At 46.5% G+C, this 25,748-nt stretch carries 28 protein-coding genes and 1 pseudogene; 9 read left to right on the forward strand and 20 right to left on the reverse strand.

All coding sequences use genetic code 11. The features are described 5' to 3' along the window. Positions 1 to 166: 166 nt before the first annotated feature. Positions 167 to 1,399, reverse strand: coding sequence for a methionine gamma-lyase family protein (locus QUB70_RS08080; protein WP_332979511.1), 1,233 nt, complete (start codon positions 1,397 to 1,399; stop codon positions 167 to 169). Between the two features lie 80 nt (positions 1,400 to 1,479). On the opposite strand from QUB70_RS08080, the gene QUB70_RS08085 reads away from it, so the two are divergent. After that, on the forward strand, positions 1,480 to 2,292 hold the full coding sequence (locus tag QUB70_RS08085; protein ID WP_332979512.1) for an acyl-CoA desaturase: 813 nt from the start codon (positions 1,480 to 1,482) through the stop codon (positions 2,290 to 2,292). 382 nt (positions 2,293 to 2,674) lie between these two features. Next, complete coding sequence (locus QUB70_RS08090; protein ID WP_332979513.1) at positions 2,675 to 3,490, forward strand: acyl-CoA desaturase; 816 nt, start codon at positions 2,675 to 2,677, stop codon at positions 3,488 to 3,490. Between the two features lie 141 nt (positions 3,491 to 3,631). Here the strand turns inward: QUB70_RS08090 and QUB70_RS08095 are convergent, their stop codons facing one another. The 7 genes from QUB70_RS08095 to QUB70_RS08125 all read right to left on the reverse strand — a co-directional run bounded on the left by QUB70_RS08095 (position 3,632) and on the right by QUB70_RS08125 (position 10,063). Continuing rightward, positions 3,632 to 4,477 carry an ABC transporter permease gene (locus QUB70_RS08095; protein WP_332979514.1) on the reverse strand — a complete coding sequence of 282 codons (846 nt, stop codon included), beginning with the start codon at positions 4,475 to 4,477 and terminating at the stop codon, positions 3,632 to 3,634. 83 nt (positions 4,478 to 4,560) lie between these two features. After that, a complete protein-coding gene (locus QUB70_RS08100) occupies positions 4,561 to 5,472 on the reverse strand; it encodes an ABC transporter permease (RefSeq protein ID WP_332979515.1) in 912 nt (303 codons plus the stop codon). Positions 5,473 to 5,614: 142 nt separating this feature from the next. Further along, a complete protein-coding gene (locus QUB70_RS08105) occupies positions 5,615 to 6,745 on the reverse strand; it encodes an ABC transporter substrate-binding protein (RefSeq protein WP_332979516.1) in 1,131 nt (376 codons plus the stop codon). Between the two features lie 91 nt (positions 6,746 to 6,836). Further along, positions 6,837 to 7,970, reverse strand: a complete 1,134-nt coding sequence (locus tag QUB70_RS08110; protein WP_332979517.1) for an ABC transporter substrate-binding protein — start codon at positions 7,968 to 7,970, stop codon at positions 6,837 to 6,839. A 116-nt stretch (positions 7,971 to 8,086) separates the two neighbouring features. After that, positions 8,087 to 9,217 (reverse strand): ABC transporter ATP-binding protein, encoded by a 1,131-nt coding sequence (locus QUB70_RS08115; protein WP_332979518.1) that lies wholly within the window; start codon positions 9,215 to 9,217, stop codon positions 8,087 to 8,089. 49 nt (positions 9,218 to 9,266) lie between these two features. Further along, positions 9,267 to 9,413, reverse strand: coding sequence for a hypothetical protein (locus QUB70_RS08120; RefSeq protein ID WP_332979519.1), 147 nt, complete (start codon positions 9,411 to 9,413; stop codon positions 9,267 to 9,269). A 59-nt stretch (positions 9,414 to 9,472) separates the two neighbouring features. Beyond that, complete coding sequence (locus QUB70_RS08125; RefSeq protein WP_332979521.1) at positions 9,473 to 10,063, reverse strand: DUF4340 domain-containing protein; 591 nt, start codon at positions 10,061 to 10,063, stop codon at positions 9,473 to 9,475. Here QUB70_RS08125 and QUB70_RS08130 point away from each other — a divergent pair. After that, a complete protein-coding gene (locus QUB70_RS08130; protein WP_332979522.1) occupies positions 10,062 to 10,223 on the forward strand; it encodes a hypothetical protein in 162 nt (53 codons plus the stop codon). The two genes, QUB70_RS08125 and QUB70_RS08130, sit on opposite strands and share 2 nt — an antisense overlap. 10 nt (positions 10,224 to 10,233) lie before the next feature. Here QUB70_RS08130 and QUB70_RS08135 read toward each other — a convergent pair whose 3' ends face one another. From QUB70_RS08135 to QUB70_RS08160, 6 genes and pseudogenes are all read right to left on the reverse strand, one after another. Then, on the reverse strand, positions 10,234 to 10,425 hold the full coding sequence (locus tag QUB70_RS08135; protein ID WP_332979524.1) for a hypothetical protein: 192 nt from the start codon (positions 10,423 to 10,425) through the stop codon (positions 10,234 to 10,236). After that, on the reverse strand, positions 10,394 to 12,535 hold the full coding sequence (locus QUB70_RS08140) for a GldG family protein (protein WP_332979525.1): 2,142 nt from the start codon (positions 12,533 to 12,535) through the stop codon (positions 10,394 to 10,396). The genes QUB70_RS08135 and QUB70_RS08140 overlap by 32 nt, the downstream gene beginning before the upstream one ends. 44 nt (positions 12,536 to 12,579) lie before the next feature. Further along, on the reverse strand, positions 12,580 to 13,482 hold the full coding sequence (locus QUB70_RS08145) for an Rpn family recombination-promoting nuclease/putative transposase (protein ID WP_332979526.1): 903 nt from the start codon (positions 13,480 to 13,482) through the stop codon (positions 12,580 to 12,582). Between the two features lie 215 nt (positions 13,483 to 13,697). Then, a complete protein-coding gene (locus QUB70_RS08150; protein ID WP_332979527.1) occupies positions 13,698 to 14,489 on the reverse strand; it encodes an ABC transporter permease in 792 nt (263 codons plus the stop codon). 1,645 nt (positions 14,490 to 16,134) lie between these two features. Beyond that, positions 16,135 to 17,088: pseudogene (locus QUB70_RS08155) on the reverse strand (ABC transporter ATP-binding protein); the annotation flags it as partial. Positions 17,089 to 17,382: 294 nt separating this feature from the next. Then, positions 17,383 to 17,592, reverse strand: coding sequence for a hypothetical protein (locus QUB70_RS08160; RefSeq protein WP_332979529.1), 210 nt, complete (start codon positions 17,590 to 17,592; stop codon positions 17,383 to 17,385). A 302-nt stretch (positions 17,593 to 17,894) separates the two neighbouring features. Between QUB70_RS08160 and QUB70_RS08165 the strand changes: the two genes are divergently transcribed. Beyond that, positions 17,895 to 18,092: a helix-turn-helix transcriptional regulator gene (locus tag QUB70_RS08165; protein ID WP_332970604.1), complete on the forward strand. Its 198-nt coding sequence runs from the start codon at positions 17,895 to 17,897 to the stop codon at positions 18,090 to 18,092. Positions 18,093 to 18,165: 73 nt separating this feature from the next. On the opposite strand, the gene QUB70_RS08170 is transcribed toward QUB70_RS08165, so the two are convergent. From QUB70_RS08170 to QUB70_RS08185, 4 genes are all read right to left on the reverse strand, one after another. Continuing rightward, a complete protein-coding gene (locus tag QUB70_RS08170) occupies positions 18,166 to 18,420 on the reverse strand; it encodes a Uma2 family endonuclease (RefSeq protein ID WP_332979530.1) in 255 nt (84 codons plus the stop codon). 76 nt (positions 18,421 to 18,496) lie between these two features. Further along, positions 18,497 to 18,811, reverse strand: coding sequence for a Uma2 family endonuclease (locus QUB70_RS08175; RefSeq protein WP_332979531.1), 315 nt, complete (start codon positions 18,809 to 18,811; stop codon positions 18,497 to 18,499). Between the two features lie 236 nt (positions 18,812 to 19,047). Continuing rightward, complete coding sequence (locus QUB70_RS08180; protein ID WP_332979532.1) at positions 19,048 to 20,691, reverse strand: trypsin-like peptidase domain-containing protein; 1,644 nt, start codon at positions 20,689 to 20,691, stop codon at positions 19,048 to 19,050. A 161-nt stretch (positions 20,692 to 20,852) separates the two neighbouring features. Continuing rightward, complete coding sequence (locus QUB70_RS08185) at positions 20,853 to 21,059, reverse strand: hypothetical protein (protein ID WP_332979534.1); 207 nt, start codon at positions 21,057 to 21,059, stop codon at positions 20,853 to 20,855. A 189-nt stretch (positions 21,060 to 21,248) separates the two neighbouring features. Between QUB70_RS08185 and QUB70_RS08190 the strand changes: the two genes are divergently transcribed. Further along, on the forward strand, positions 21,249 to 21,596 hold the full coding sequence (locus tag QUB70_RS08190; protein ID WP_332979536.1) for a DUF2442 domain-containing protein: 348 nt from the start codon (positions 21,249 to 21,251) through the stop codon (positions 21,594 to 21,596). A 107-nt stretch (positions 21,597 to 21,703) separates the two neighbouring features. Here QUB70_RS08190 and QUB70_RS08195 read toward each other — a convergent pair whose 3' ends face one another. Beyond that, positions 21,704 to 22,402: a pirin family protein gene (locus tag QUB70_RS08195; RefSeq protein ID WP_332979537.1), complete on the reverse strand. Its 699-nt coding sequence runs from the start codon at positions 22,400 to 22,402 to the stop codon at positions 21,704 to 21,706. A 116-nt stretch (positions 22,403 to 22,518) separates the two neighbouring features. Here QUB70_RS08195 and QUB70_RS08200 point away from each other — a divergent pair, with 116 nt between their 5' ends. Further along, complete coding sequence (locus tag QUB70_RS08200; RefSeq protein ID WP_332979538.1) at positions 22,519 to 22,857, forward strand: winged helix-turn-helix transcriptional regulator; 339 nt, start codon at positions 22,519 to 22,521, stop codon at positions 22,855 to 22,857. Between the two features lie 71 nt (positions 22,858 to 22,928). Next, positions 22,929 to 23,327 (forward strand): DUF4112 domain-containing protein, encoded by a 399-nt coding sequence (locus tag QUB70_RS08205; RefSeq protein ID WP_332979539.1) that lies wholly within the window; start codon positions 22,929 to 22,931, stop codon positions 23,325 to 23,327. Positions 23,328 to 23,625: 298 nt separating this feature from the next. Here QUB70_RS08205 and QUB70_RS08210 read toward each other — a convergent pair whose 3' ends face one another. After that, positions 23,626 to 24,648 carry a threonine aldolase family protein gene (locus tag QUB70_RS08210; RefSeq protein ID WP_332979540.1) on the reverse strand — a complete coding sequence of 341 codons (1,023 nt, stop codon included), beginning with the start codon at positions 24,646 to 24,648 and terminating at the stop codon, positions 23,626 to 23,628. A gap of 82 nt (positions 24,649 to 24,730) precedes the next feature. On the opposite strand from QUB70_RS08210, the gene QUB70_RS08215 reads away from it, so the two are divergent. Next, on the forward strand, positions 24,731 to 24,943 hold the full coding sequence (locus tag QUB70_RS08215; protein ID WP_332979542.1) for a DUF2997 domain-containing protein: 213 nt from the start codon (positions 24,731 to 24,733) through the stop codon (positions 24,941 to 24,943). 11 nt (positions 24,944 to 24,954) lie between these two features. After that, the gene (locus tag QUB70_RS08220; protein ID WP_332979544.1) at positions 24,955 to 25,737 is read left to right on the forward strand and encodes a nucleotide exchange factor GrpE; all 783 of its coding nucleotides are present in this window, start codon (positions 24,955 to 24,957) and stop codon (positions 25,735 to 25,737) included. The last annotated feature ends 11 nt before the right edge of the window (positions 25,738 to 25,748 follow it).

A 25,748-nucleotide genomic window follows, 5' to 3' on the forward strand; every position in this document is an offset into this window, starting at 1 on the left:
TAATTCCGGCACTGTCTTCTCCATGTGCCTCACCTTATCAGATTTTTGGGGTTTTTGCTACCCCCGTGAACTTCTACGATTATTGTTTACCAAAATTGTTTGTAGTAAAGACTTTACTCCTTATTGACTATCAGCCAGAGAGAAAACAGAAGTCTTCACTACAAACTTACTTAGCTGGGCCCACAGCCTCGATCGCAGCTTCAAGAGCGATCGATACATGAGTCCAATGAGTCCCCCCTTGACAAAAAGCCACATAGGGTTCCCGCAGCGGCCCGTCAGCCGAAAACTCCGACGTACTCCCATCAATAAAAGTCCCCCCAGCCATCACCAACTGACTTTCATACCCGTGCATCGGAGCCGGCACCGGATCTAAATAAGAACCGACAGGGGAATTTTGCTGAACAGCCCGACAAAAAGCAATTAACTTATCAGCAGAACCGAATTCGATCGCCTGAATCACATCTCGTCTTCTAGCCAAAGGCATAGGATTCACTCGATAACCCAACTTATAAAAAACATAAGCCGTCAAATGATTGCCCTTCATCGCCTCCCCCACACAACCGGGAGCCATAAACAAACCCTGAAACAGCAACCGATTCAAATCAAAAGTTGCACCGCCGCTGCTGCCAATTCCTGGTGCCGTCAAGCGACAAGTTGCGGCCTCTACCAAATCGGCCCTCCCGGCCACGTAACCGCCAGCAGGGACGATCGTACCCCCCGGATTTTTAATCAAAGAACCGGCCATCAGATCCGCACCGACAGCAGTAGGTTCGCAATCATCAACAAACTCTCCGTAACAATTATCGACAAAGCAAATTGTGCTAGGATTCTGATGTTTGACTATCGCGACGATTTTTTCAATCTCAGAAATAGACAAACTCGATCGCCAAGAATAACCGCAAGAGCGCTGGATAAAAACCAGGCGAGTTTTCGCAGAAATAGCAGAGCTCAGTGCCTGCCAATCCACACTTCCTTCCCGAGTTAGAGGCAACTCACGGTAAAGGATGCCAAACTCAATTAGCGAACCTTGACCTTGCCCCCGCAAGCCGATGACCTCTTCTAAAGTATCGTAGGGAGAACCAGCCACTGCCAACATTTCGTCACCAGGACGCAGGATGCCAAAAAGAGCACAGGCGATCGCGTGAGTACCCGAAACAAACTGTACCCGGACAGCAGCGGCCTCTGCGCCTACTACTTCGGCAAACACCCCGTCCAAAGTCTCTCGACCCAAATCGTCGTGGCCGTAACCCGTAACCCCTGCAAAATGGTGGACTCCAACCCGGTGGCTGCGAAAAGCTTTTAAGACTCGTTGAAGATTTTGCTTGACTGTCGCGTCAATACCAGAAAAAATCTGAAAGAGTGCCTGTTCTGCTTCCTGTAGCCGTGAAACGCTATTCATCTATACCTCGCTCACCACTTGCGTGCGCGCTGTTCATTATGGCGTAGATTGGGCCCTTAGTTTGTAAACAAAATATATTCATGACGATTGCAACTTCCAAAAAAACTTCCCCTGATTGGCCTGTCATAGGCTTTATGGCCTTTCTCCATATCGGCGCTTTATTTGCATTGCTGCCGGCTAATTTTAGCTGGTCTGCGATCGGGCTAGCAGTATTCCTGCATTGGGTAACAGGTGGTTTAGGAATTACTCTCGGATTTCACCGTCTCGTCACCCACCGCAGTTTCCAAACTCCCAAATGGCTCGAATACTTCCTAGTGATTTGCGGTACCCTTTCCTGCGAAGGCGGTCCGATCGACTGGGTAGGAATGCACCGGTTACACCACATACATTCCGACACCGAAGAAGATCCCCACGATTCTAATCAAGGCTTCTGGTGGAGCCACATGGGTTGGATGATCTCAGATTTGCCGATGAGAGTTCAAATCCCCCGCTTTACCAAAGACATCGGCGACGACCCAGTATACAAGTTTCTCCAAGCATATTTTATACCCATCCAAGTTGTCTTCGGTGTGTTGCTTTATTTATTAGGCGGCTGGTCTTTCGTGGTTTGGGGCGTGTTTATGCGGATTGTAGTGGTATTCCACTGCACTTGGCTGGTGAACAGCGCTACTCACAAATTCGGCTACCGCACCTACGAGTCGGGCGATCGATCGACCAACTGCTGGTGGGTGGCTCTGCTCACCTACGGCGAAGGCTGGCACAACAACCACCACGCCTTTCAATACTCGGCTCGCCACGGTCTCCAATGGTGGGAAATCGACTTCACTTGGATGACTATTCAACTGCTGCAATCGCTGGGTTTGGCAACCAAAGTGAAATTAGCAGAAAAATAGCGAGTTGGGCTTTTATAGCATTGGGCCTTGGTTATTCGTTATTGGCAGTTAGAACAACAAATAACAATTAACCACTGCCAACGGTTAACTGCTTTCCTGACTTTCACAGCCAGTTTTTGCGATCGGGTTTGGGTTTGGGTTGAGCCGAGATTGAATCGTCTTGTGCGATCGACCCAACCAAATCCCGAATCAGTTATAATAGAGTTGGGAACAAAAAATTTTGGATCTCAAAATAAAACGGTAAATCTTTTTCAATTCCGATCGAAAATCTATCATTCATTTTTTATTAGTTTGGTCAAGTGTGCAGCAAAACAGTTCACTACTAAATCCAAACTATTATGCGTGAATCCAGCTCAGCATCTAACCAGAAATCAAAAATAGAATGACAATTGCAACGCAAAACAAACTCCAATACAATTGGGCGCACATTATTGCTTTAGGCGGAGTTCACATCGGCGCTTTATTCGCCCTGCTTCCGAGTAACTTCAATTGGACAGCAGTTGGTTTAACTGTATTCATGCACTGGATAACAGGCGGTTTGGGAATAACTCTGGGATGGCATCGCCTGCTCACCCACCGCAGTTTTCAGACACCAAAATTCGTCGAATATTTCCTAGCTTTTTGCGGAGCTCTTGCCTGTCAAGGAGGTATAATTCATTGGGTGGGGCTGCACCGCTTGCACCACACTAACTCAGACCAAAATGAGCTCGACCCTCACAATGCCCAGCAAGGTTTCTGGTGGAGTCACCTAGGTTGGATGTTTTATAAAGGCCCCGCTCACGATGAGATTCCCCGCTGCACAAAAGACATTTCGAGCGACCCATTTTACCAATTTTTGCAAAACTACTTTCTCCCCATCCAAATCGCATTTGGTGTCTTGCTCTACTTAGCAGCCGGCTGGTCTTTTGTAGTTTGGGTAATTTTTGTCCGCTTAGTTTTCGTGTATCACTGCACCTGGTTTGTAAACAGCGCCACTCACAAATTTGGCTACCGCACTTACGAAACAAAGGATAGTTCTACTAACTGTTGGTGGGTTGCGGTTTTGACTTACGGCGAAGGCTGGCACAACAACCACCACGCTTATCAATACTCTGCCCGTCACGGGATGGCATGGTGGGAATTTGACTTTACTTGGATGACAATTCAAGTCTTGGAAGCACTCGGTTTGGCTACTAAGGTGAAATTACCAGCAAAATAGCAGCAAAGCAATTCAGTCTTGGACGCAGAACATCTGTAGGGGGCGCCGAGGCGCCCCTTACCGCTTCAGAAACCCGGTTTATTTGAGAAACCGGGTTTTTTGGTGACTAATAACCAATGACCAATGACTAATGACTAATGACTAATGAGCCCGTTTTTGTTCGTCCCGGCCGCGCAAATATTCCGCTAAAAACGCCAATCCTCCCGAACCTACTATCAACAGCACGCTCAGAGCATTAATATCAGGTTTTACCCCAGTCCGAATCCGGCTAAAAATTTCCATCGGCAGAGTTGTAGTCCCGCTACCTGCGGTAAAACTCGCAATCAAAAAATCGTCCATACTGAGGACAAAAGACAGGAGACAACCCGAAACAATTCCGGGGATTAATTGAGGTAGCAAAACCTGAATAAAAGCTTCAACAGGCGTTGCACCCAAATCCAAGGCAGCCTCTTCTAAATACGGGTTTAAATCTGCCAATCTAGTAGAAACAGCTAGAGCGATGTAAGCCAGACAAAACACAACGTGAGCGGCGACAATTGTCCACAAACTCAGAGGAATAGCCAGCGCCGCTAAAAATACCAGAGTAGCAACGGCGCTAGCAATATCTGGAATAATAATCGGCAAATAGGAAACTCCCTGATATAAGTTTTTGCCTGGAAAGCGGTAGCGGGCTAAACCCACGGCCATCAAAGTGCCGAGTACAGCCGAGATGGCAACTGCACAAACAGCTACTGTTAAGCTGTTTCTCAGAGCAATCAAAATCCGCGTATCGCTAAATAATTTAACGTACCAATCTAAGGTAAATCCTTCCCAGCCGGCGCTAAAACGCGATTTGTTAAAGCTGTAAAATGTGAGTACCAAGATGGGCAGGTACATATAAAAAAACATCAAAAGGGCAAATATTACCTGCCAAGAAATCTTAAATTTAGGTTTTAAGTACATATCGGCTTGTATTTCCTCCTGTGGATTGTCGGCAGTATTTTCCATATCTTGGAAATTGGTAATAGGTAATTGGTAATTGGTTATTGGTTATTGGAACTGTCAACTGTCAACTGTCAACTGTCAACTGACTAAATTGCATTACGATCGCCATATTTGAGCAAAAGTGCAATTCCGATACTCACTGCAAAAATTAATACCATACTCAGAGCCGAACCCAGCCCCCAATTCTGAGTCGCCCCCAAAAACTGATTGTAAATTAAACGAGCCGCCGTCATGCTGGAAGCTCCGCCGAGCAACTCCGGATCGACAAAATCGCCCAAACAGCTAATAAATACTAGCAAAGAACCCGCAGCAATTCCCGGCATCGTCTGAGGTACTGTCACCTGCCAAAAAGTTTCCACCGGATTCGCCCCCAAATCCTGAGATGCTTCTAGCAACCTGCGGTCTAGCTTTTCCAAAGAAGCGTAGAGAATTGTCACGATATAAGGCAAATAGCTGTAAGCCATGCCGATTAGAACTGCGGAACTTTGATTGAGCAATTCTAGAGGAGGAATGCCCAAAAGTCCCAGCAGCGAGTTGAGAACCCCCGTAGGACGCAGAATTGTAATCCAAGCGTACGATCGCAAAAGCGAAGAAGTCCACAGCGGCAAAACAAACCCTAACAACGTTAAATTCCGCCACTTGGGCGAGACATTGAGGGCGATCCAGTAAGCGACGGGAAATCCCAGCAGCAAACACAGAATAGTCGTTCCCGTTGCGAAAAAGAGCGATCGACCCATCACCTGCAAATTCAGCGGTTCAAACACTCGCAGGTAATTGCCGATTCCCGAAGGATTTACCAAATCTCCCGGCTTAATATTCGGCACCAAACTAAGCTGAAAAATCACCAGAGTTGGTATTACTAATAATAAAATTAGGAACAAGCCAGAAGGGCCCAGCAATGCCAGTGGCCCCGTCCACGACGACCAGCGAGAAACAGTTTCAGCCTTCGAGGGAGAACTGGGAGGAAGAGGAGGGGGTGCTTGAGTAGAAACAGCCATAAATAAATAGTTTTGAGTTTTGAGTTTGGATTTGTAAGGGCGGGTTTCACCAACAATCTATGCGTAAAATAAACAATCTCATAAACCCGCCCCCACCCCAGGGTAAATCGAAATCTACATGAAATTTCTGGCAAAAATAAGATTAACCGCTGGTTAATTTAGTCCAATAGCGATCGTACACGTCTATAAATTTTCCTACCGGAGCAACACCTTCGCAATTTTTCAAAGTAGCCTCTGAAGGGAAAAGAATTTCATTTTCCCGCACTTCCGGCGTCAGCAAACTAAAAGCATCTTCCGAAGGAGTTGAGAAACTGAGCCGTTCTACTAAAGAAGCAGCGACATCCCCTTGCAGCATAAAGTTGATCCACTTATAAGCAGCTTCGGGATTGGGAGCACCTTTAGGAATTACTAAAGTGTCAGTCCACAGAGAAGAACCGCTTTTTGGCACAACATAGCGCAATTTGTCATTATCTGGAATTACCTCATTAGCATCAGAAGAATAACACATGGCTACCTTCAAATCTCCCGTCAGCATTTGCGGCCGCCAAGCATCAGTGGTAAAAGATGCGATCGCCGGTTTTAACTCCACCAACTTTTCGTAAGCTTTTTTCACTTGCTCTGGGTTGGTAGAATTGAGAGAATAACCCTGCATCCGCAACGCTGCACCCATCACTTCTCGAACATCATTAGCCAGAGTCATTCGCCTTGTCAACTCCTGTTTGTGTTTCCACAAATAGTCCCAATCTTCGGGAGGTTCTTTGAGCTGTTCGCTGTTGTAAATTAAGCCTGTGGTTCCCCAACTCAAAGGTACGCTGTAGCGGTTTCCTGGGTCATATACGGGGTTTTGGAACTGTTTTTTGAGTCGATCGATCCCTCCCAAAATCGAGTGGTCTAATTGACTCAACAGCCCCAGTTCCTTCATCTGAATCACCATGTAGTCAGACGGGTAAATGATGCTGTAGGCGCGGCCGCCGCCAGCTTGAACTCTAGCCAGCATCGCCTCATTGGAGTCAAATACGTCTGCAACGACGCGGATGCCCGTTTTTTCGGCAAAGCGATCGAGCAGGGCTGTATCGGTATAGCCTGCCCAAGTGTAGATGAAAAGTTGGTCGGCAGCACCTTTGACGGGAGGAGCAGATTGCACGTCTGCAAGACGCCAGCCGCAGCTCGAAAGAGCTAACCCGGAAATTGTCGCCGCCGAATTTTTTAGGAACTGACGGCGTGTAGAATTAGCCCTGGAAAACCTGGAAATTGGTAAGTTAGTCGGAGGCACAGTTCTATTTTAGATTTTAGATTTGGGATTTGGGAATTAGCTGATTTTAGATTTTCGAGCAAACGCAGATCAACGCAGATTAATACTGATGCTATGAGATGCTGGTTAGTTTTGTCCAGTAGCGATCGTAGACGTCGATGAATTTTCCTACTGGAGCAACACCTTCGCAATTTTTCAAAATAGCTTCCGAGGGGAAAAGAATTGAATTTTCTCTAACTTCCGGCGACAATAAACTAAAAGCATCTTCCGAAGGAGTTGCAAAACTGAGCCGTTCGACTAGGGAAGCGGCAACATCTGCTTGCAGCATAAAGTTAATCCATTTATAAGCTGCTTCGGGATTCGGAGCACCTTTAGGAATTACTAAAGTGTCAGCCCATACGGCAGAACCGCTGCTTGGCACAACGTAGCGCAATTTGTCATTATCTGGAATTACTTCATTGGCATCAGAAGAGTAACACATGGCTAGTTTCAAATCTCCCGTCAGAATTTGCGGTCGCCAAGCATCTGTGGTAAAAGAGGCGATCGACGGTTTTAACTCTACCAACTTTTCGTAAGCTTTTTTGACTTGCTCTGGGTTCGTAGAATTCAGGGAATAGCCCAGCATCCGCAACGCAGCGCCCATGACTTCTCGAACATCACTGGCTAGCGTCATTCGGTTTTTCAACTCCTGTTTGTGTTTCCACAAATAACTCCAATCTTCGGGAGCTTCTTTAAGCTGTTCGCTGTTGTAAATCAATCCTGTTGTCCCCCAACTAAAAGGCACGCTGTAGCGGTTTCCTGGGTCATAGACAGGGTTTTGGAACTGTTTTTTGAGCCGATCGAGTCCGCCTAAAATCGAGCGATCTAATTGATCCAGCAGCCCGAGTTTTTTCATCTGCACCACCGTGTAATCGGAGAGGTACATGATGCTGTAGGCCCGGCCACCGGCTTGAACTCTCGCCAGAATCTCTTCGGGGGAGCTACTAAACACGTCGGCCACTACGCGAATGCCCGTTTTTTCGGCAAAGCGATCGAGCAAAGCCTTATCGGTATAGCCTGCCCAAGTATAGATGAAAAGTTGGTCGGCATTACCTTTGACGGGAGGGGCAGATTGTACGTCTGCAAGTCGCCAGCCACAACTCGAAACAGCTAACCCGGAAATTGTCGCCGCCGAATTTTGTAGGAACTGACGGCGTGTAGAATTAGCCCTGGAAAACCTGGAAATTGGTAAGTTAGTCGGAGGCACAGATTCAAAAATTGGTAATTTGTTATTTGTTATTTGTTATTTGTTATTGGAACTAACAACTGACAACTAACAACTGACAACTAACAACTGACAACTGACAACTGACAACTGACTAATTATCCCCGATCGCCCAAAGCGAGACAATCAGTAGTCTCCCAGTAAGCATAAATCGGCGTGTGCGGGTCTGGGAAAGAGCCGCCGTTATTTGGCTGGCGCACCGTAATTTTATCGCCCGACGCCAACTCAACCACGTAATGAACGTGCGTGCCCATGTACATAGTATTTTTGAGCCGCCCTTCAAAACAGTTAACCGAAACTTCCGGCTGGTAGAGATTCAAATATACTTTTTCGGGCCGAACGCTGACCACAACAGAGTCGCCGGTAACGCCGCTCCACATATCCGACTGCTGAACGATGATTTTCAGATTGGCTGATGTGCGAACTGTGAGAGTCGATCGGTCGATCGACTCCACCGTACCAGAAAACAAATTCGTATCGCCAATAAAATCCGCCACAAAAGCCGTCTGCGGGCATTCATAAATTTCTTCAGGAGAGCCAATTTGCTCGATCCTGCCCTCGTGCATCACCGCAATCCGGTCAGAAAGACTCATCGCCTCTTCTTGGTCGTGAGTCACCATCACAAAAGTCAAACCCAATTCTTGATGCAAATTCGACAGTTCCAACTGCATCTGCTTCCGCAACTTCAAATCCAGAGCACCCAGGGGCTCGTCCAGCAGCAGAACCGCCGGTCGATTTACCAGAGCTCTCGCCAAAGCCACCCGCTGCTGCTGGCCGCCCGACATTTGACCGGGAAACCTGTTGGCGAAAGATTCCATTTTCACCAATTGCAAAACTTCCCGTACCCGTTCTTCAATTTCCGCTTTCCCCAGCTTTTTGATCCGCAATCCAAAAGCGATGTTGTCCCAGACATTCATGTGTCCGAACAAAGCGTAGCTTTGAAACACGGTATTTACCGGACGGCGGTAAGCTGGAGTGTTGGTCATCGACTGGCCGCGAATCATCAATTCGCCCGCTGAGGGAGTCTCGAACCCAGCGATTAACCGCAGCGTCGTAGTCTTGCCGCAGCCGCTAGGCCCGAGGATGCTAAAAAATTCTCCCTGATGGATGTTGAGGTCTACTCCGCGGACTGCGGTTTCGCCGTTAAATACCTTGAAGACCTTGCGGAGTTCAACGTCAAGCGCTGTATCCGCTGCTGTCGTACCTTGGTTGAGTGCTGTCTGAAACATATTCGCCCTTTCCTGGGGTTAATGCACGCTGCTTAAATACAGTTTAAGTTTAGACTTTTCTGTATTTTAGGTGAGGAATGTTGGAAGTAACAGGTTTTGGGATTGGTTCTTTAAATTCTATCCCAGAGTGCACCATTGTCAGCAACAGGCAAGATGCCTGTTCCACAATAAAATTCACTCTTTGTGGAACAGGCATCTTGCCTGTTCATAAAAGGCTTATTGAGAATGGTGCAACATCTCAGATCGACCGATTATCTATTTATTCTCAGGACTTGGCGTGGGAGATGGTTTTTGCAGTTTGTCTGTTTTGGGTTCTTCTGCTTTTTTCCACTCTGACAAAGGTCGCTGAGTGGCATTTTTAAAGTCAAAAGGTACTAGCAGCACGGGCAAATTTTGGGCTAAATTTTGAGGGGGCGCTTCCGCCGGATTGGCTTGAGCGTACAAGAAGCGGCCGCTAAAGTCTGTTTTCCCTAAAACTAGGCGGTGAGTTTCCTGGTTGTCCAGCTTTACTGTGACTGTAGCTTGGGGTTGGTCGAGACCGAATTCTGGCAGTTGAGCGGCAGTAATATTAATCGTGCGATCGCTCTTTCCTGTTGCCAGCCTGTCTAGCAAAAAATCCACAGATGCCTGACTTGCGTGTGCTTGCACTGGCAATTTCATTTCCCAGCTAGACTTGCCTCCTTTTGTAGCATAAACTCGCTCAAAAGTCAAGATTTTTTCGGGAGTTTTCACTGTAAAGAATTGTACGCGATCGGACTTGAAAGCAAAAATTTTCTGTTTTTCTTCCTTAGCGGCTTCCTGTTTAGGAGACACTTGCATCTCGAACAAAGCAACCAACCCAGCCATGCTAAGCGCGACAGCTATCAATACTAATGTATTTTTCTGCAATTTCATAAGTAGAAGGAAGAAGGAAGAAGGAAGAGGGAAGAAGGAAGAGGGAAGAAGGAAGAAGGAAGAAGATATACACAGAAAGCTTTTTAGCGATCCATATTTTACGCTTAATTAGGTGGATTTACTTAATAACGGGTAATTGGGAATTGGGAATTGGGAATTGGGAATTGGGAATGGGTATAAAAACCAGAAATAGGCAAAGGGATAATCTTATTTTTGTCCTTCTTCCCTCTTCCTTTTTCCCTCTTCCTTCTTCCCTCTTCCTTCTTCCTTCTTCCTTCGTAATTATCTTCTCTTCCACCAGATAGCGCCGCCAATTCCCAGTCCGAGTAAAGGCCAAATTAGCCAAGCTAAAACCAGCAATCCTACTTGGACGACCGTCATGTTAATGCGGCGGTTGGTAGCTTTTTTCGGACTGATAGAAAAGCTTTGCTGGTCTGGTTTACTCAACCAACTAACCGAGTTGAGAAACACGTCGCTATTGAGTTGTTGGTCAAACCAACCGTTGGTAATAAATTGAGATGTGCCAATTACTATCATTCGGGCTGTTTTTCTAGGAGTTGAAGGCGCTGAAGGAGTTGACTTTGGACTGGAAGATGTTGTGGGAGATGCTGTGGGAGATGTTTCTGGTGTCGGTGTGGGAGATGTTGTGGGAGATGTTTCTGGTGTTGGCGAACTTTCTGGAGATGCTGCGGGTGTTGGCGAAGTCGTCGGTAATGCAGGAGGCGTAGCTTCTTGCGAAACAATTACCGAGTAGCTGATTGGGGAAGCTGTCGGCGAAGTGGTTGGCGATGGCGAAGTTGTTGGCGAAGTTGTCGGGGATGGCGAAGTTGTTGGCGAAGTTGTTGGCGAAGTTGTTGGTGAAGTTGTCGGCGAAGTTGTCGGCGAAGTTGTTGGCGATGGCGAAGTTGTCGGGGATGGCGAAGTTGTCGGGGATGGCGAAGTTGTCGGCGAAGTTGTCGGGGATGGCGAAGTTGTCGGCGAAGTTGTTGGCGAAGTTGTCGGCGATGGCGAAGTTGTCGGCGAAGTTGTCGGCGAAGTTGTCGGCGAAGTTGTCGGCGAAGTTGTCGGCGAAGTTGTCGGCGATGGCGAAGTTGTCGGCGATGGCGAAGTTGTCGGCGATGGCGCAGTTGTCGGCGATGGCGCAGTGGTGTCAGTGGCCGATCGAACTAAAGCTACACCTAATAATAGCGGGCCTTGTCGATCGGTCTTCTGATCGAACTCCAATTTTCTCGTCGTCAAATCGCTTTCCGCCCAACTTTCCTGACTCGTCCAAATCAGCGGTTTTTCCTCTATCCCTTTTACTGGCGAGGTTTCCAAAGCACGCGCAAACGGATAAAATGAAATACCGCTGCCAAAACTTTGAGTAATCGGATGTTCGCCGTAACGCCTGACTGTGGGAACCGTAGGGCCGAGGCCAAATCTTTGACCAGTACCCGAAGCATCAATGGCCAAACGGGTGTCTAGTTTGACCCCCCATTCTTGCAGCAGTTTGTCCAATCCCGTATCAATTGCCGGGTCTACCATTAACAATAAACTGCCGCCGCGATCGAGATAAGCTGTTAGTGCTTTGATTTCTGCATCGGAAAACGGTTTTTCCAACCCGGGAACGATTAAAGCATCTGCATCTTCTGGCACTTCTTTGCGTTCGGTCAAATTCAGCGTTTGAGCGTTGTAGTATTTATCTTTAAGAGCTTTTTCAGCTTGCTGAATTCCGCCTTGACCTTCCTTTAGCGGGCGGGCTCCTTGGCCTTGCAAAAAGTAAACTGTAGCAACGCGAGTGTTCAGGATTTCTTCTAAGCCATTGGTCAGTTTTATCTCTGAAAGACCTTGATTCGGGTCGCTACCAAAAGCAGTGCCGCCTTTTTGCAGAACTTGTTTTTTGTCGCCGGATTGCAGGTAAACTTCTCCGATGCTGGTAATGCTAAATTCCCGGGCTTTTCCCGGTTGGGCCAGCGGGTCTACAAACTCGAATTGGAACTTTTCGCCTCCCTCGCGTTTGTAACTTTGCAGCAATTCTTTAATTTGGGGATTTTGGGTGGGGTCAAACACCCAAACTTTAACTGTTTGTTGCAAATTTCGCAGTATTTGTTGAGTCTGGGGGGCGAGGGTAAATTGTTGACTTTCGGTTAAGTCGATGCGGACGGGATAGCGAAAAGCTATGAAGTTAATTACTCCGAGAATCACAAAGACGGCGGTGGTAGCAATCAGGGCGTTGGTACTGGCTTGAGTGGAACGCCGCCCCCAAAAGCTTTGTTCGTAACTCAAATATAGCAGCCAAAGTGCGATCGTTACTGCTCCGGCAATAACTAAACCGACTGTCAGGGGTTCCCATACTCCGGATACAAGCGCTGCTGTTACCCCCGCTGCGATGAGGAGGGGGCCCAGCAAAAAAACGTATTTCCAATTTGTTTTGCTAATTTTCATAACGTAAATATTGAGTGAGAAAATTCCGGTTCGAGAATGTTATTCTATATCGCATTAGCCTGCAACCATGCTGTTAAATCTGACTGATGGTTGAAATCCAGCACGGCATCTCCTAGTTCTTCTAATTCCTGTAGGCCTAATTGACGGATGCAGTTTTCAGTTTCCGGTTGTATTGTGCCTAAGCGCTTCACTAGCTGACGCAATATTAACGATAGTTGAGCGGCTTTTGTCACCTGTTCTCTTGCTACATCTATGGCAATATGCTGGTCTTGAATCCACATTTCTTGCTTCTGCAATTCATTTAATTCTTGCTTAGTGAAGTTATCCTCGTTGGCAATTCTCAAAGCTTTCTGAATTTCTGGAACTGCACTAAGTGTTTGTGGTACTGTCTCCAGAGTGCTGGTATTTTTGATGAAGTAAATCCATTGGTCGGCTGGTGTTTCTAATTGTGCTAATTCTTTGCTAAATTTTGGCAGTTCGATAAATACTAATTCTATTTCAGTATCTGGAGAATCAAACTGTTGCTCTTTTTCTTTGAAAACAAATCGCGACAGAAATTCGGGCTGATTGTCAAACATTTCAAAATCGGCGATTTTTAATGAAGTTACTGTTTTTAGTCTTTCATAGCGTTCTTCTCCTGTTAATTGCAGGCTGTAGCTTTTGGCAGCGTTGTACAAAACTCTGTTCCCAAAGAAAGGCACGTTGATCAGTTGAATTTCAACGAGGGCGATTCTGCCACCGTTAATTGTGGCTTTGACATCTAGGTGCGTGTCTTGGGCTCCGAAAGTTTGATTTCCTGGTTGGGAGTCGATTATTTCTAAGTCTTCGATGACCGGTTGTGCTTCATAAAGGATGGCGTTTAAAAAATTAATCAGGATGTCTTTGCTGTCGCTGGAACCAAATATTTTTTTGAACGCAAAGTCGATTTTTGGATTGATAAATTTCATTGTTTTAAGCAATTAGTGGAATAACTAACATTAATTGGAAATTGGGAATTGGGAATTGGGAATTGGGAATTGGGAATTGGGCATTGGGCATTGGGAATTGGGCATTGGGAATTGGGCATTGGGCATTGGTGGTGTCTCCTTTAATGTGCAACTCTCCAAATCTTTTACTTTCCCACTCTTTTCTCTTTATTCCCCGATTACCTTCCCTAATGTTTTTAAGAACGCTGATATCGCAAGGCATCGATGGATTGGGCGGTCAGAAATACTCCTAAAATAATGTAACTGGCAAAGATAATTAAACTGCTGGTATCGAAAACTCCCTTGACAAGATTGGTGTAATTTGTTAGGAGCGATAAATGTCCTAATGCTGTTCCGAAGGGGCCACCGATGCCGACGGCGGCTGCATCGATCACCCAGAGAAATAATACTAGAGTGAAAGTGAGGATGGCGGATAAAATTGTGCTGTCGGTGAGGGAGGAAATAAACATTCCGAGGGATAATACTCCGGCTGCTAGTAAGATTAAGCCGCCGTGTCCTAGCAGGAGGACGCCTGGGGGTACGGGTGGGGTTGAGGAACTGAGGGCGATCGCCTCGCAGAAGAGCAGGGGCAGCAACATTGTGGTATAAAATGTTAAGACGCCGAGGAGTTTGCCGGTAGCAACTGCCCAGTTTGTTAAGGGCGATGTGGCTAAAAGTTCTAAGGTGCCGCGCTTGCGTTCTTCTGCGTAAAGTCCCATTGAAAGTGCGGGCAATACGAACAGTGAAAGGGAACCCATTATTCGCAGGAAGAGTTGCAGGAATTCGTAGGCTACGTCGATGGGAGGTTCGGTAATTCCTGCTTGGTCTCGCTGGGCGATTTGGGGAATTAACCCGTCGGGGGCGAGGAGTATTGCTATTAAAAAGTAGCCGGTGATCAGCCAAAAGACTGCGGCGATGGCATATGCTAATGGCGAGGCAAAATAGCTTTGCAGTTCTTTGCGGTAAATTGCGACAATATTACTAATCATTGCTAACTTTTAAGAATTGGAAATGGGTAATTGGCTGTTGGTAATTGGTTCATTCTGAGTCGCCTGCGGGTGGTGTTTCGCTGTCGCTATCCTGTTGCTTTTTTTCTATTTGTCGCTTTCTGGTAACAGGTGGCTGTTCTGGTTGAGAATCGCTACTCGGTTGTGGCTTTTTTTTAAGTTGCCTATTTTTTACAACTGGTTGGGATTCTGGTTGAGAAGGTTGGCTAGACTCTGGTGTTTCGACAATGAGCAGATTTTCGACAACTGGTTCTGGTTGAGAAGGTTGGCTAGACTCTGGTGTTTCGACAATGAGCAGATTTTCGACAACTGGTTCTGGTTGAGAAGGTTGGCTAGACTCTGGTGTTTCAACAACGATCTGATTTTCGACAACTGGTTTTGGTTGAGGATGTTCGATCGACTCTGGTGTTTCAACAACGATCTGATTTTCGACAACTGGTTTTGGTTGAGGATGTTCGATCGACTCTGGTGTTTCGACAATGAGTAGATTTTCGACAACTGGTTTTGGTTGAGGATGTTCGATCGACTCTTGTTTTTCTACAATTTCCAGAAAATCTGCCACTGGTTGCATTTCTGGTTCTAAATCGCTTATTTCCTCTGATGTTTCTGCAAGTGGTTGGGATTCAGGTTGAGAATAGTCGATCGACTCTTGCCTTTCGACAACTTGCAGATTTTCTAAAACTGGTTCTGGTTGATGATGCTCGATCGACTCTACTGTTTCTACAACTTGCAGATTTTCAACCACTGGTTCTGGTTGATGATGCTCGATCGACTCTTGCCTTTCGACAACTTGCAGATTTTCAACCACTGGTTCTGGTTCATGATGCTCGATCGACTCTACTGTTTCTGCAAGTTCTAGATTTTCGACAACTGGTTCTGGTTGATGATGCTCGATCGACTCTACTGTTTCTGCAACTTGCAGATTTTCTAAAACTGGTTCTGGTTGATGATGCTCGATCGACTCTACTGTTTCTGCAACTTGTAGATTTTCGACAACTGGTTCTGGTTCATGATGCTCGATCGACTCTACGGTTTCTGCAACTTGTAGATTTTCGACAACTGGTTCTGGTTCATGATGCTCGATCGACTCTTGCCTTTCGACAACTTGCAGATTTTCAACCACTGGTTCTGACTGAAAATTCTCGATCGACTCTACTGTTTCTACAACTTGCAGATTTTCAACCACTGGTTCTGACTGAAAATTCTCGATCGACTCTACGGTTTCTGCAACTTCTAGATTTTCGACAATCGGTTCTGGTTCATGATGCTCGATCGACTCTTGCCTTTCGACAACTTGCAGATTTTCAACAACTGGTTCTGACTGAGAAATCTCGATCGACTCTACGGTTTCTACAACTGGTTGGGCTGGTGGTGGAGAATGCTCGATCGACTCTACGGTTTCTACAACTGGTTGGGCTGGTGGTTGATGATGCTCGATCGACTCTACTGTTTCTGCAACTTCTAGATTTTCGACAACTGGTTCGGGTTGAGAATGTGCGATCGAATCTACGGTTTCTGCAACCGGTTCGGAAGTTGAATAAGAATCGCTAATGACCTCTGGTATTTCTGCAACTTCCAGATTTTCTGCGACTTCAGGTTCGGTCTCAATTAAAACATCTCCCTGTTTCTTTTCAGTCGCTGTCAACCTTAAAAACACATCTTCCAGAGTAGCCCGATTGCGGCGCATTTCGCAGAGTCCGAATCCAGAGGCGATAATAGCTGCGGCAATTTCTCGTCCGGGTTCTATTTGCGGTTCGCACAAGGCCCGCAGGCGGTAGCGACTCGCTAAAAATTGCTGGTTTGGAATTAATTCGACCGATCGAACTCCCGGCAAATTTTCCAAAGAAGGTAGCAGCAGACTGTTTAGCAAATCCGCCTCGCCTTCAACTTCGAGCTCGTAACCCTCTCCGGCGGCCAACTCTCCCATCAAATGTTCGGGAGTACCCGCAGCGACGATTTTACCGCGATTGATGATGGTGACGCGGTTGCAAGTCATGCTGACTTCCGGCAGAATGTGGGTGGAAAGGATGATTGTGTGCTGGCCGCCAAGGCTTTTGATTAAATTGCGGACTTCGATGATTTGCCGGGGGTCGAGTCCGACGGTTGGTTCGTCTAAGATAATGACCGGCGGGTCGTGGACGATCGCTTGGGCGATACCGACGCGCTGCCGAAATCCTTTAGAAAGTTTGCGGATTAAAATTTTGCGTTTGTCAACCAAGCCGCAGCGTTCGATGGCTGAGGTGACTCTTCGCGCGCGATCGCCCGCCGATACTTGCTTGATCCGCGCCACAAAAAACAGAAACCCTTCCACAGTCATTTCTGGATACAGCGGCGGGTTTTCCGGCAGATAGCCGATGCGCTGTCTGACTCCCATCGAGTTTTCGTGAACGTCGAGGCCGGCGATGCGGGCCGTACCGCTGGATGCAGGCAAATATCCCGACAAAATCCGCATGGTTGTGGTTTTGCCGGCACCGTTGGGCCCCAAAAACCCGAGAATTTCTCCTGATTCGACCGAAAAAGACACGTCCGCGATCGCTGCGGTCGAACCGTAAGTTTTGCTTAAGTGTTCTACTTCAATCATTTGTCAGAAGTCATGTGGATTTTAGATTTTAGATTTTAGATTTTAGATTGACTCCGCCGAGTGCAGAGTCCCCCCAGCACAGCGGGTCGATCGAATTTATGGCGAAATTTTTAATTTGATTTTGTCTTCCAGTGTAGTCTGGCAAGAACCAAATCTATCATAAGGGTCGATCGGACTTTGAAGCAAAATGCTAGGTAGTAGGGTGCGGCGCGCGGAAATGATTAGCCGATGTACATCGAATCGCTCCACCTGACGCACCCTACCAGTAGAGTCTGTGCCTAACCGAACGATCGACTAGCTGCCTTCGATGTTGTTAGGCGCTGTTTCTAGGTTGATATCGGCATTAAAAACAATCACAAATTGAGCATTGGGGATTAACTGCCGGACAATCCGCAGATAGCCGTCAGCATCGGAATGCCTGAAAAAGTGGGCTACAGTGATTCGCTGCATATTGGGAAGCAGGCGAACAACCAACCACCTGTTAAGGCGCTGTTTGTAAGGCATAATTAAATTTGTCTCCATTCAAGTGTTGGAGCCAAAGCCAGTTCAATGCTTGTCGAGGGCGGGAACTGGCTTTTGACCGTTGTTAGACTTTGTGTCTATATCTAGATTAAGACACGAACTACATATAGTCAACTGAATAAAGAGAATAAACCTGAGATGTTGCACCATTCTCAAGAACGGGCAAGATGCCCGTTCCACAAAGAATGAGTTTTCTTGTGGAACAGGCATCTTGCCTGTTCCTAAACAAGTAATTGAGAATGGTGCAATATCTCAGATAAACTGAACTAAGTACGGGATAGATAATGACGCTGGGGCAAAAGCTAAGAGAAAGACGTGAAAGTCTAGGTTTGACTCGAATACAAGTGGCAAGAGCGTGTAATGTGGTGGAATCCACAGTCATCAACTGGGAGACTGACAGACACGTACCCAAGCTATACCCAGCACAGATGAAAGCCCTGTGCGACTTATTGAAGTTCTCGATCGAAGATTTAGTAGTTTAGCTTCGGGAATTAAGATAAAGTAGGTTGGACGATCGCGCTTTTTTGCAGAGAGGGCGATCGCTTTCTATGTGGATTACTGCTGCTGAAATTGAGCCAACAACCAAGCCCCTACCTGTGCTTGATCTTCAGTGCGACTCCGCCGCAAAGCCTCTTCCAACACAGCAATAGTTAATCCCGGCAAAACTTCCGATTGAACGAGCCGCCGACTGCCATTATCAGCAATAATAGCAAAGGCAATAATTTGAGATTTCTGCACGTCTACTACCCAATATTCAGCGACTTTTAGCTCTTCGTAAAGCAACCGTTTTTCACCAATATCATCAGCCAAAGTTGAGTCAGCAACTTCGATGACTAAATCTGGGGTGGAGTAACGTCAAGACTTGCGATCGAACTTCCACTCGGTGCTAATTGCGCTCTAGATCCAATGTAGTAAGATAAGTCTGGCTGAACTCTCGGACTCCTGTTTTCCGGTAGCTACATTTATTGAATCCATTAACAGCAATACCTTTAATAGTGCAAAATAAGTTAATTGCGAAAAGTGCGATCGCATTATCTCGTGAATGATCGGGCCCTACGGACATAGTTTCAATCCTCATTTGTCCGTTGCGGTAGTAGCATTTGGCTTTACTGTAAGCTGGGTCATCTGCAAGCGCGATGAATTCTTCCCATGTTGCTGCTACCCAGATATCAGTAGGTAATTTAGTCTTTAGTCCACTCATTTTTTGATCCCAAATATATCGATCGTATAACACCACTCAATCAAATGCAAACCCTGTTCTCTCTACTAGACCTCTTGCAAAAATAAATAGGACGGGCAAGATGCCCGTCCCACAAAAAAATAACTCTTGTGGGATGGGCATCTTGCCCGTCCCATCAATTGATGAAAAGGATTTTTGCAAGAGGTCTACTCCTCCTCTGCGCCCTCTGCGCCCTCTGCGGTTAAATCAAAAAAATCTCAACTCCTTTTCCAAATCTTAATTTCCCCCAACCAACCCGCACTAACAATAGTCTTCCCATCCGCGCTAATCGCCACAGCGCTAACGTAGCCAGCATGACCGCTCAAATTACCTCTCAATTCGCCCGATCGCACATCCCAAAGCCTGATACTCTTATCCCAACTCCCAGTAACCAGCGTAGTACCATCCCGACTGAAAGCCACAGACCAAACCCCGTCAGTATGCCCGCTTAAACGCCGAATTAATTGCCCGTTTCCAACATTCCACAACCCAACAGTGCCGTTGCTATTTCCCGCAGCTAAACTCTTGCCGTCGGGAGTAAAAGCTAGGGACAAAACAGACAAGTTCTTGCCACTAATCGTCCGAATTGCTTGACCGCTAGCTAAATTCCACAACCTAATTGAACCATCTTTGCTGCCGCTAGCTAAAGTTTTGTTGTCAGGACTGATAACAACAGCATTCACCAACCCAGAATGCCCGGTCAAAGTACGCAGCAAATCCCCCGTTTTAGCGTTCCAAATCTTAATCGTTTTGTCCCAACTGCCGCTGGCTACAAACTCGCCATCGGGACTGACGGCAACGCTCGAAACTGCACCGGAATGCCCGCTCAAAGTGCGTACAACCGCGCCAGTTTCTAAATTCCAAATTTTCACAGTTTTGTCGTCGCTACCGCTAGCTAACACTTTCCCGTCCGCACTCGCTGCCAGTGCGTTTACGGCTTCGGTGTGTCCTTGCAGGGTAGTTTTTAATTGCCCGCCGGGGAAATTCCAAACTGAGATTGTGCCGTTGCTATTTCCTGTGGTAAAATAAGCGGAAGCTAGGGCAAGGGAACTGACAACTTCCGAAGGCCCTTTGAGAGTATTTGTAGCCGCAAAGGCGATCGCACTTGCGGGCGTGCGGGGCGCATTATTAGCCGGATTTTTTGGGTTCTCGGCAGTAGGAGATTGGGGAACTACTGGCAGCGAAATAGTCGATCGCCATTTCATGAAAGTATTAATTTCTATCCCCGCCGCCACAATTTTATCGGAATTTTCCTCTAACCTGACAATGCCGTTAATTGCGACAACTCGCCCTGCATCATCGAGCACCGGGCCCCCACTCATGCCCGCTCTCACTAAGTTGTTGTAGACCAAAGTATAACCGTTCCAGGGAGTTTGGCGGCCGGTAAGCTGACCTTCCGTGGCGATGAAAATCGGCTGTCTCAAAGAACCCCCGGATATCGGCCAGCCGGCCACATAAGCCTTGTTTCCCTTAGTTGCTGCGGAATTGGCTAATTGAGCCAGGGGGTAGCTTTGAGTGCTGCTGAAGGGTACGATCGCCAAATCCGCACCGGGCATTCGCCGCACGAGGCTGTATGATACAGAGTGAGCTTGGCCGTCGGGAGTTACGACCTCGTAATCGCCTGGTTTATCGACAACGTGCCAGTTTGTGAGAATATAGTATGTGCTGCCTTGTTTTTCTAAAATTACTCCAGAACCGCCTTTTGGCCCCTGGATGCGAACAGTAATTTGTTGGGCAACGGTTTTAACTTTGTCGGCGGTTAATGCGAGGGCGATTTGAGGTGATGTGAGTGGGATGAGGGCGATCGAGCTTAGGGCGATCGCAGCACTCAAAATAGCCGGAATTGTTCTGCTGTAGTTCATTATTGTGTCAACTTAACATACCCACATATCAACCGACGGATAACTTTTCCGGTTTGTGGCATATTGACGGTTGAGAACGCCAAAACGCCTGCGCGATCGAACTTTCGACATTCGCACAAGCCTAAAAATATTTGACACAGCCCTCTGGCTAGCAGAAAAATTTAGAATCGGGAACCGCACCTAGACTCAACAATAGCAACTGGCTGATCTCTATTCTTTTCTCGGCAAATCAGAATTTGAGCCAAACGCTGCTCGGAATATGCCCCATTAGCCATCCAGCCGATAGGTGCGCCTGCGATCGCGCCAACTGCTAAACCAGTGATGAGGCTCCAAATAAGATGCTTTCGGGCGATCGGGTTTTGTTGCATAAAAATTTATCCTAAACACTTAGCCTTAGCTAAAATACCACAAATAAAATTTACTGTCTTCCTCCTATTTACTTATTTCCTAAGTAGTAACCCAGGATTAATGATAATTTTCTTCACAGTCCGCTTAACACAATCTCATGCGGCAATAATCAAGTATGCAAAATTAACAAAACCGATGGCAAGAAATATATGGCATTTAAACACTGGCACAAAGAATTAACAGAGGAAAATCTTCGAGAGCAAATAGCAAAAGCCAAACAAGTATGGAAACAAGCCGAGGCTACAGATCCCCGCGCCGAATCCGTGCAGTATAACCAGTCGGAAGATTTAATAGTTATCAAACTGAAAAACGGCGCTATTTTTTGTTTTCCGCCAAAGCTGGCACAAGGCTTAGAAGGTGCTTCAGCAGAAAAACTTGCTGATGTTTGGCTGCCTCCTTCCGGTAGCAGCGTACACTGGGAAAGCTTAGATGTTGATTTTGGCATTCCCGAACTTCTAGCAGGTATTTTTGGGACAAAATCTTGGATGGCTGATTAATTTCTTAGTCCGCGTAGGTGGACTTCGTTTTTGTAGTAGCGGTTTCAACCGCCGAGTAATTTCAAATCCCCGAATTTTTGGATAATTCGGGGATTTCGCATTCAATTTTATGCTAAATCAAACAGCAAAAATTCAGCATCTGCCGTAGCTTCAATCGCCAATTCAGACTCACCGCTAACCGCCGCAGCGTCGCCATTTTTCAAAGGCAAACCGTTGAGCAAAACCGAGCCGCGAGCAACTTGCACCCAAGCGTGACGATTTGGCTGCAAAGCATGAGAAACCCGCGAATCTTTATCCAAAACAGCCGCATACAAATCAACATCTTGATGCACTTTCACAGCACCATCTCTCGCATCTCGCGCCGCCACTAGGCGCAGTTTTCCTCGCCTTTCTGCTAGGGGAAACTCCCGCTGTTCGTAACTCGGCTGCAATCCCTTTGTATCTGGTAACAGCCAGATTTGCAGCAAATGAACCGGGTCTGTTTGCGAGTTATTGAACTCGCTGTGCTGGATACCAGTACCTGCACTCATCCGCTGTACTTCACCAGGTTTAATCACTGCACCAGTACCCAAACTGTCCTTGTGTTCTAATGCTCCTTCTAATACATAAGTAATGATTTCCATGTCACTGTGCCCGTGAGTGCCGAAACCTTTACCGGGGCTAACGAAATCCTCATTAATTACCCGCAAAGATCGAAAATTCATATAATTTGGATCGTAATAGTCGGCAAAAGAAAATGTGTGGTAACTGTCGAGCCAACCGCGATTAGCGTGTCCTCTTGCTTCACTTTTTCTGACGGTAATCATTTTCTGAATCCTCAGTGAAATTTATCGGGTATTTCTTTGATGTTTTTATTTTAAACCGAGTCAAGCTATTATGGATAGTACGCACTTAAAAGTGCGGTAGTTACCAAAAAGATACTATGCAAGTCCAAGAAGTAAAGGTCGATCGGGCAAATTGCCCTGTAGAACGAACTCTAGAGGTGATTGGCGGGCGCTGGAAGGTCTTAATTCTGCGGGAGTTGTTTCCAGGAGTAAAGCGTTTTAACGAGCTGCAACGAGCTGTCAACGGCATTACTCAGAAGATGCTGACGCAGCAACTGCGCGAAATGGAGTCAGACGCGATCGTGTACCGGGAAATTTACCTGCAAGTGCCGCCAAAAGTTGAATATTCGCTAACGCCTTTGGGCGAAAGTCTCAAACCGATTATTAATGCGATGCACGAATGGGGAATTCAGCATATTAGCGAAGATCGAGAATGAGCGGTTTCTAAATGTTTTTTTTCCGTCTTCCGACAGATTTCAAATTTTCAACCTGGTTCAACAATAATAATATGAACAACATAGAGCGTCTCGCCACCCTCAACCGCATCCGCAAACTCAGCCGCCTGATGGATACCGCCATTGGCATCCCCGGCACTAAATTTCGCATTGGTTTAGATCCCATTATCGGTTTAGTTCCGGGTGCTGGGGATATCGTAGATACCGCGTTTTCCGCATACCTAATTTACTTAGCAACTCAATTCAACCTTCCCCCAAAAACCCTAGGGAAAATGATTTACAATATCGGTCTAGAAGCGGTGGTTGGTTCAGTACCTTTAGTCGGAGATATCTTCGATGCTTTTTATAAATCAAACATGAGAAATCTGGCGCTTTTGGAAGCACACCTCGAAGAAGTTGAACCCGAACTAGCCGCAGTTGCAGAACCTATTCCTGAACCTATTAAATTGTAGGGCTGGTTTGAAAAACAATAATTGTAAATAACCAACAATCTCTCAAACCCGCCCCCATCAAACGAGAAATCCCGCGCCTATTTTTCGCATTTAAAATGTAGGGGCGGGTTCACAAACAATAATTGTAAATAACACACAATTTCTCAAACCCGCCCCCACCCAACGACAAATGCCCGCGCCTATTTTTGCATTTAATATAAATCAAGGTTGATGTGGATTATTTGTTAGGTGGGGGCGGGTTTCTTAGATTGTTCATAGCTGGCCGGTATTATTTGTAAAACCCGCCCCTACATTTTAATCATTGATGGCGTTTAACCGCTTCCACCAAAGCAATAACATCCGCTTCCAGAGTATTAAAAGCAGTTACCAGTCTCACAGTACATTCATCCCACCGATAAAACAGAAAACCCTCAGCTAAAACCGCTGCAATTACCGATTCTGGAAGTTGAATAAAAATCTCATTGGCTTCAACCCGATGGCAAAAGTTCGCTCCCTCAACTCCGGCCAAACCTTCGGCTAATCTGGCTGCCATATTATTTGCATGAGCCGCATTCTTCAGCCACAAATTATCCGTTATATACGCTTCCAACTGCGCCGACAAAAACCGCATTTTTGAGAAAAGATGCCCGCTGCGCTTGCGGTAAAAAGGGAAAGTCTTTGCTAATTCTTGATTAAAAAAAACCACCGCTTCCGCAGCCATCGCGCCGTTTTTTGTCGCTCCAAACGATAGAATATCGACACCAGCGCGCCAAGTCACATCCGCCGGAGAACAGCCAAGACTGACAACAGCATTTGCAAAGCGAGCTCCATCCATGTGCAGGTGCAAATTGTGGCGGCGAACCACTTCCGAAATCTGGGAAATTTCCGCTGGATTGTAGACTGTGCCGGCTTCCGTTGCTTGAGTGATGCTGACGGCGGCGGGCTGTACGTGATGGACGACACCTGCACCAGCGCGATCGAGTATTTTTCCTAAAGTTTCTGCCTCTATTTTAGCATGATTTCCTGTTACTGTCACTAACTTTGCACCGCCTGTAAAAAACTCCGGCGCGCCGCATTCATCTACATTAATATGAGATTCCGCGTGACAGTAAACAGCCCCGTAAGGAGGAGTCATAACCGCAAGGGCCAGAGCATTAGCAGCAGAACCTGTTGCTACAGGAAAAACACTCACCGATGTCTCAAACAAATCAGAAAATTTAACTTGCAAACGCTGTGTATATTCATCATCTCCGTAAGACATCACAGCACCGCAATTAGCCGCTGCAATCGCAGCCATAATCTCCGGCGAAACCCCGGTTGCATTGTCGCTACAAAAATTCATTAGAATAATTGGTAAATAGAATCTATAATATAACTCAACCCTCAGCAGTCAACACTCAAGCATTAAACCAAGAGGCAGAATTATGGCAGAATACCGTCAAATAGAATACCGTATCGGCAAAGACGGCAAAATTACCGAAACCGTCCTCAACGCCAGCGGTTCGAGTTGCACCGAAACCACCGCCGGAATTGAAAAAGCCCTCGGAAAAGTAGAATCTCAAGACTTGCTGCCAGAATACTACGAAGGCGAAGAAAATTTGGTCGTTGAACAAACGCAGACTTTAAAACAAGTTTAGAAGAGTTAAAGATGTTTGATCTTCTCGGTGCAACAGTTGATGTAACAACACTGCCTGCCTTCAGCTTCGCGCTGGCTATCGGGGGCATTTTTCTAATTTTAATCTACCTTTATGCTGCATCTGAGGCGGGAGATGCGATCGAGTTTAAGTACGATACAATTCTGCGGGAACGCATGAATCAGCTAGACATTCTCGATTGGCAAGACTTAGGGGAAAAAGCAGGCTTAAGTCGCTTTGGGGTGCGCTTAGTGCGGCAGGGAGACGTGGGAAAACTCACGCTAGACCAACTGAGGCGGCTGGCAACAGTGCTGAATTTGAATTTCCAAGAGTTCGATCGCACTTTGCTCGCACTGCCAATATCGGCTACAATCACAACTAATCCAACCGAAATAGAAGAATTGAGGCAGCAGTGTTTCCGGCTGCGATCAGAATTGCAGCAGCAAAAAGCTCAACTAACTGCCGATTTTCGCCGCGCTACCTTTGAACAGTTGCAAACTTTATTAACAAACTATCCCGCCGCCCGCAAAATGGCAGAAGCCAAGCCGGATATGCCCGCCAAAAATCTGTCAGCTTTGTTTACTCCCTTAGAAAATCTCTTGTCAAGTTGGGATTTTGAAACAATCGGTTCTGCTTGGGAACAAACTGCTTACAATCCGCAGTTGCACCAGCCGGATGTTGAGGATATAACAGAAGGAGAATTAGTTTATATTCGGTTTGTCGGCTATCGAGAGGGAGAGCGAATTCTTACTCCTGCTAAAGTTAGTCGCACCCTTCCAGCGGGAATAAAAAATTAAATCTAAAATCT

The organism is Microcoleus sp. A003_D6 (assembly GCF_036702825.1).
In the GTDB taxonomy this organism is placed as follows: Bacteria; Cyanobacteriota; Cyanobacteriia; order Cyanobacteriales; family Microcoleaceae; genus Microcoleus.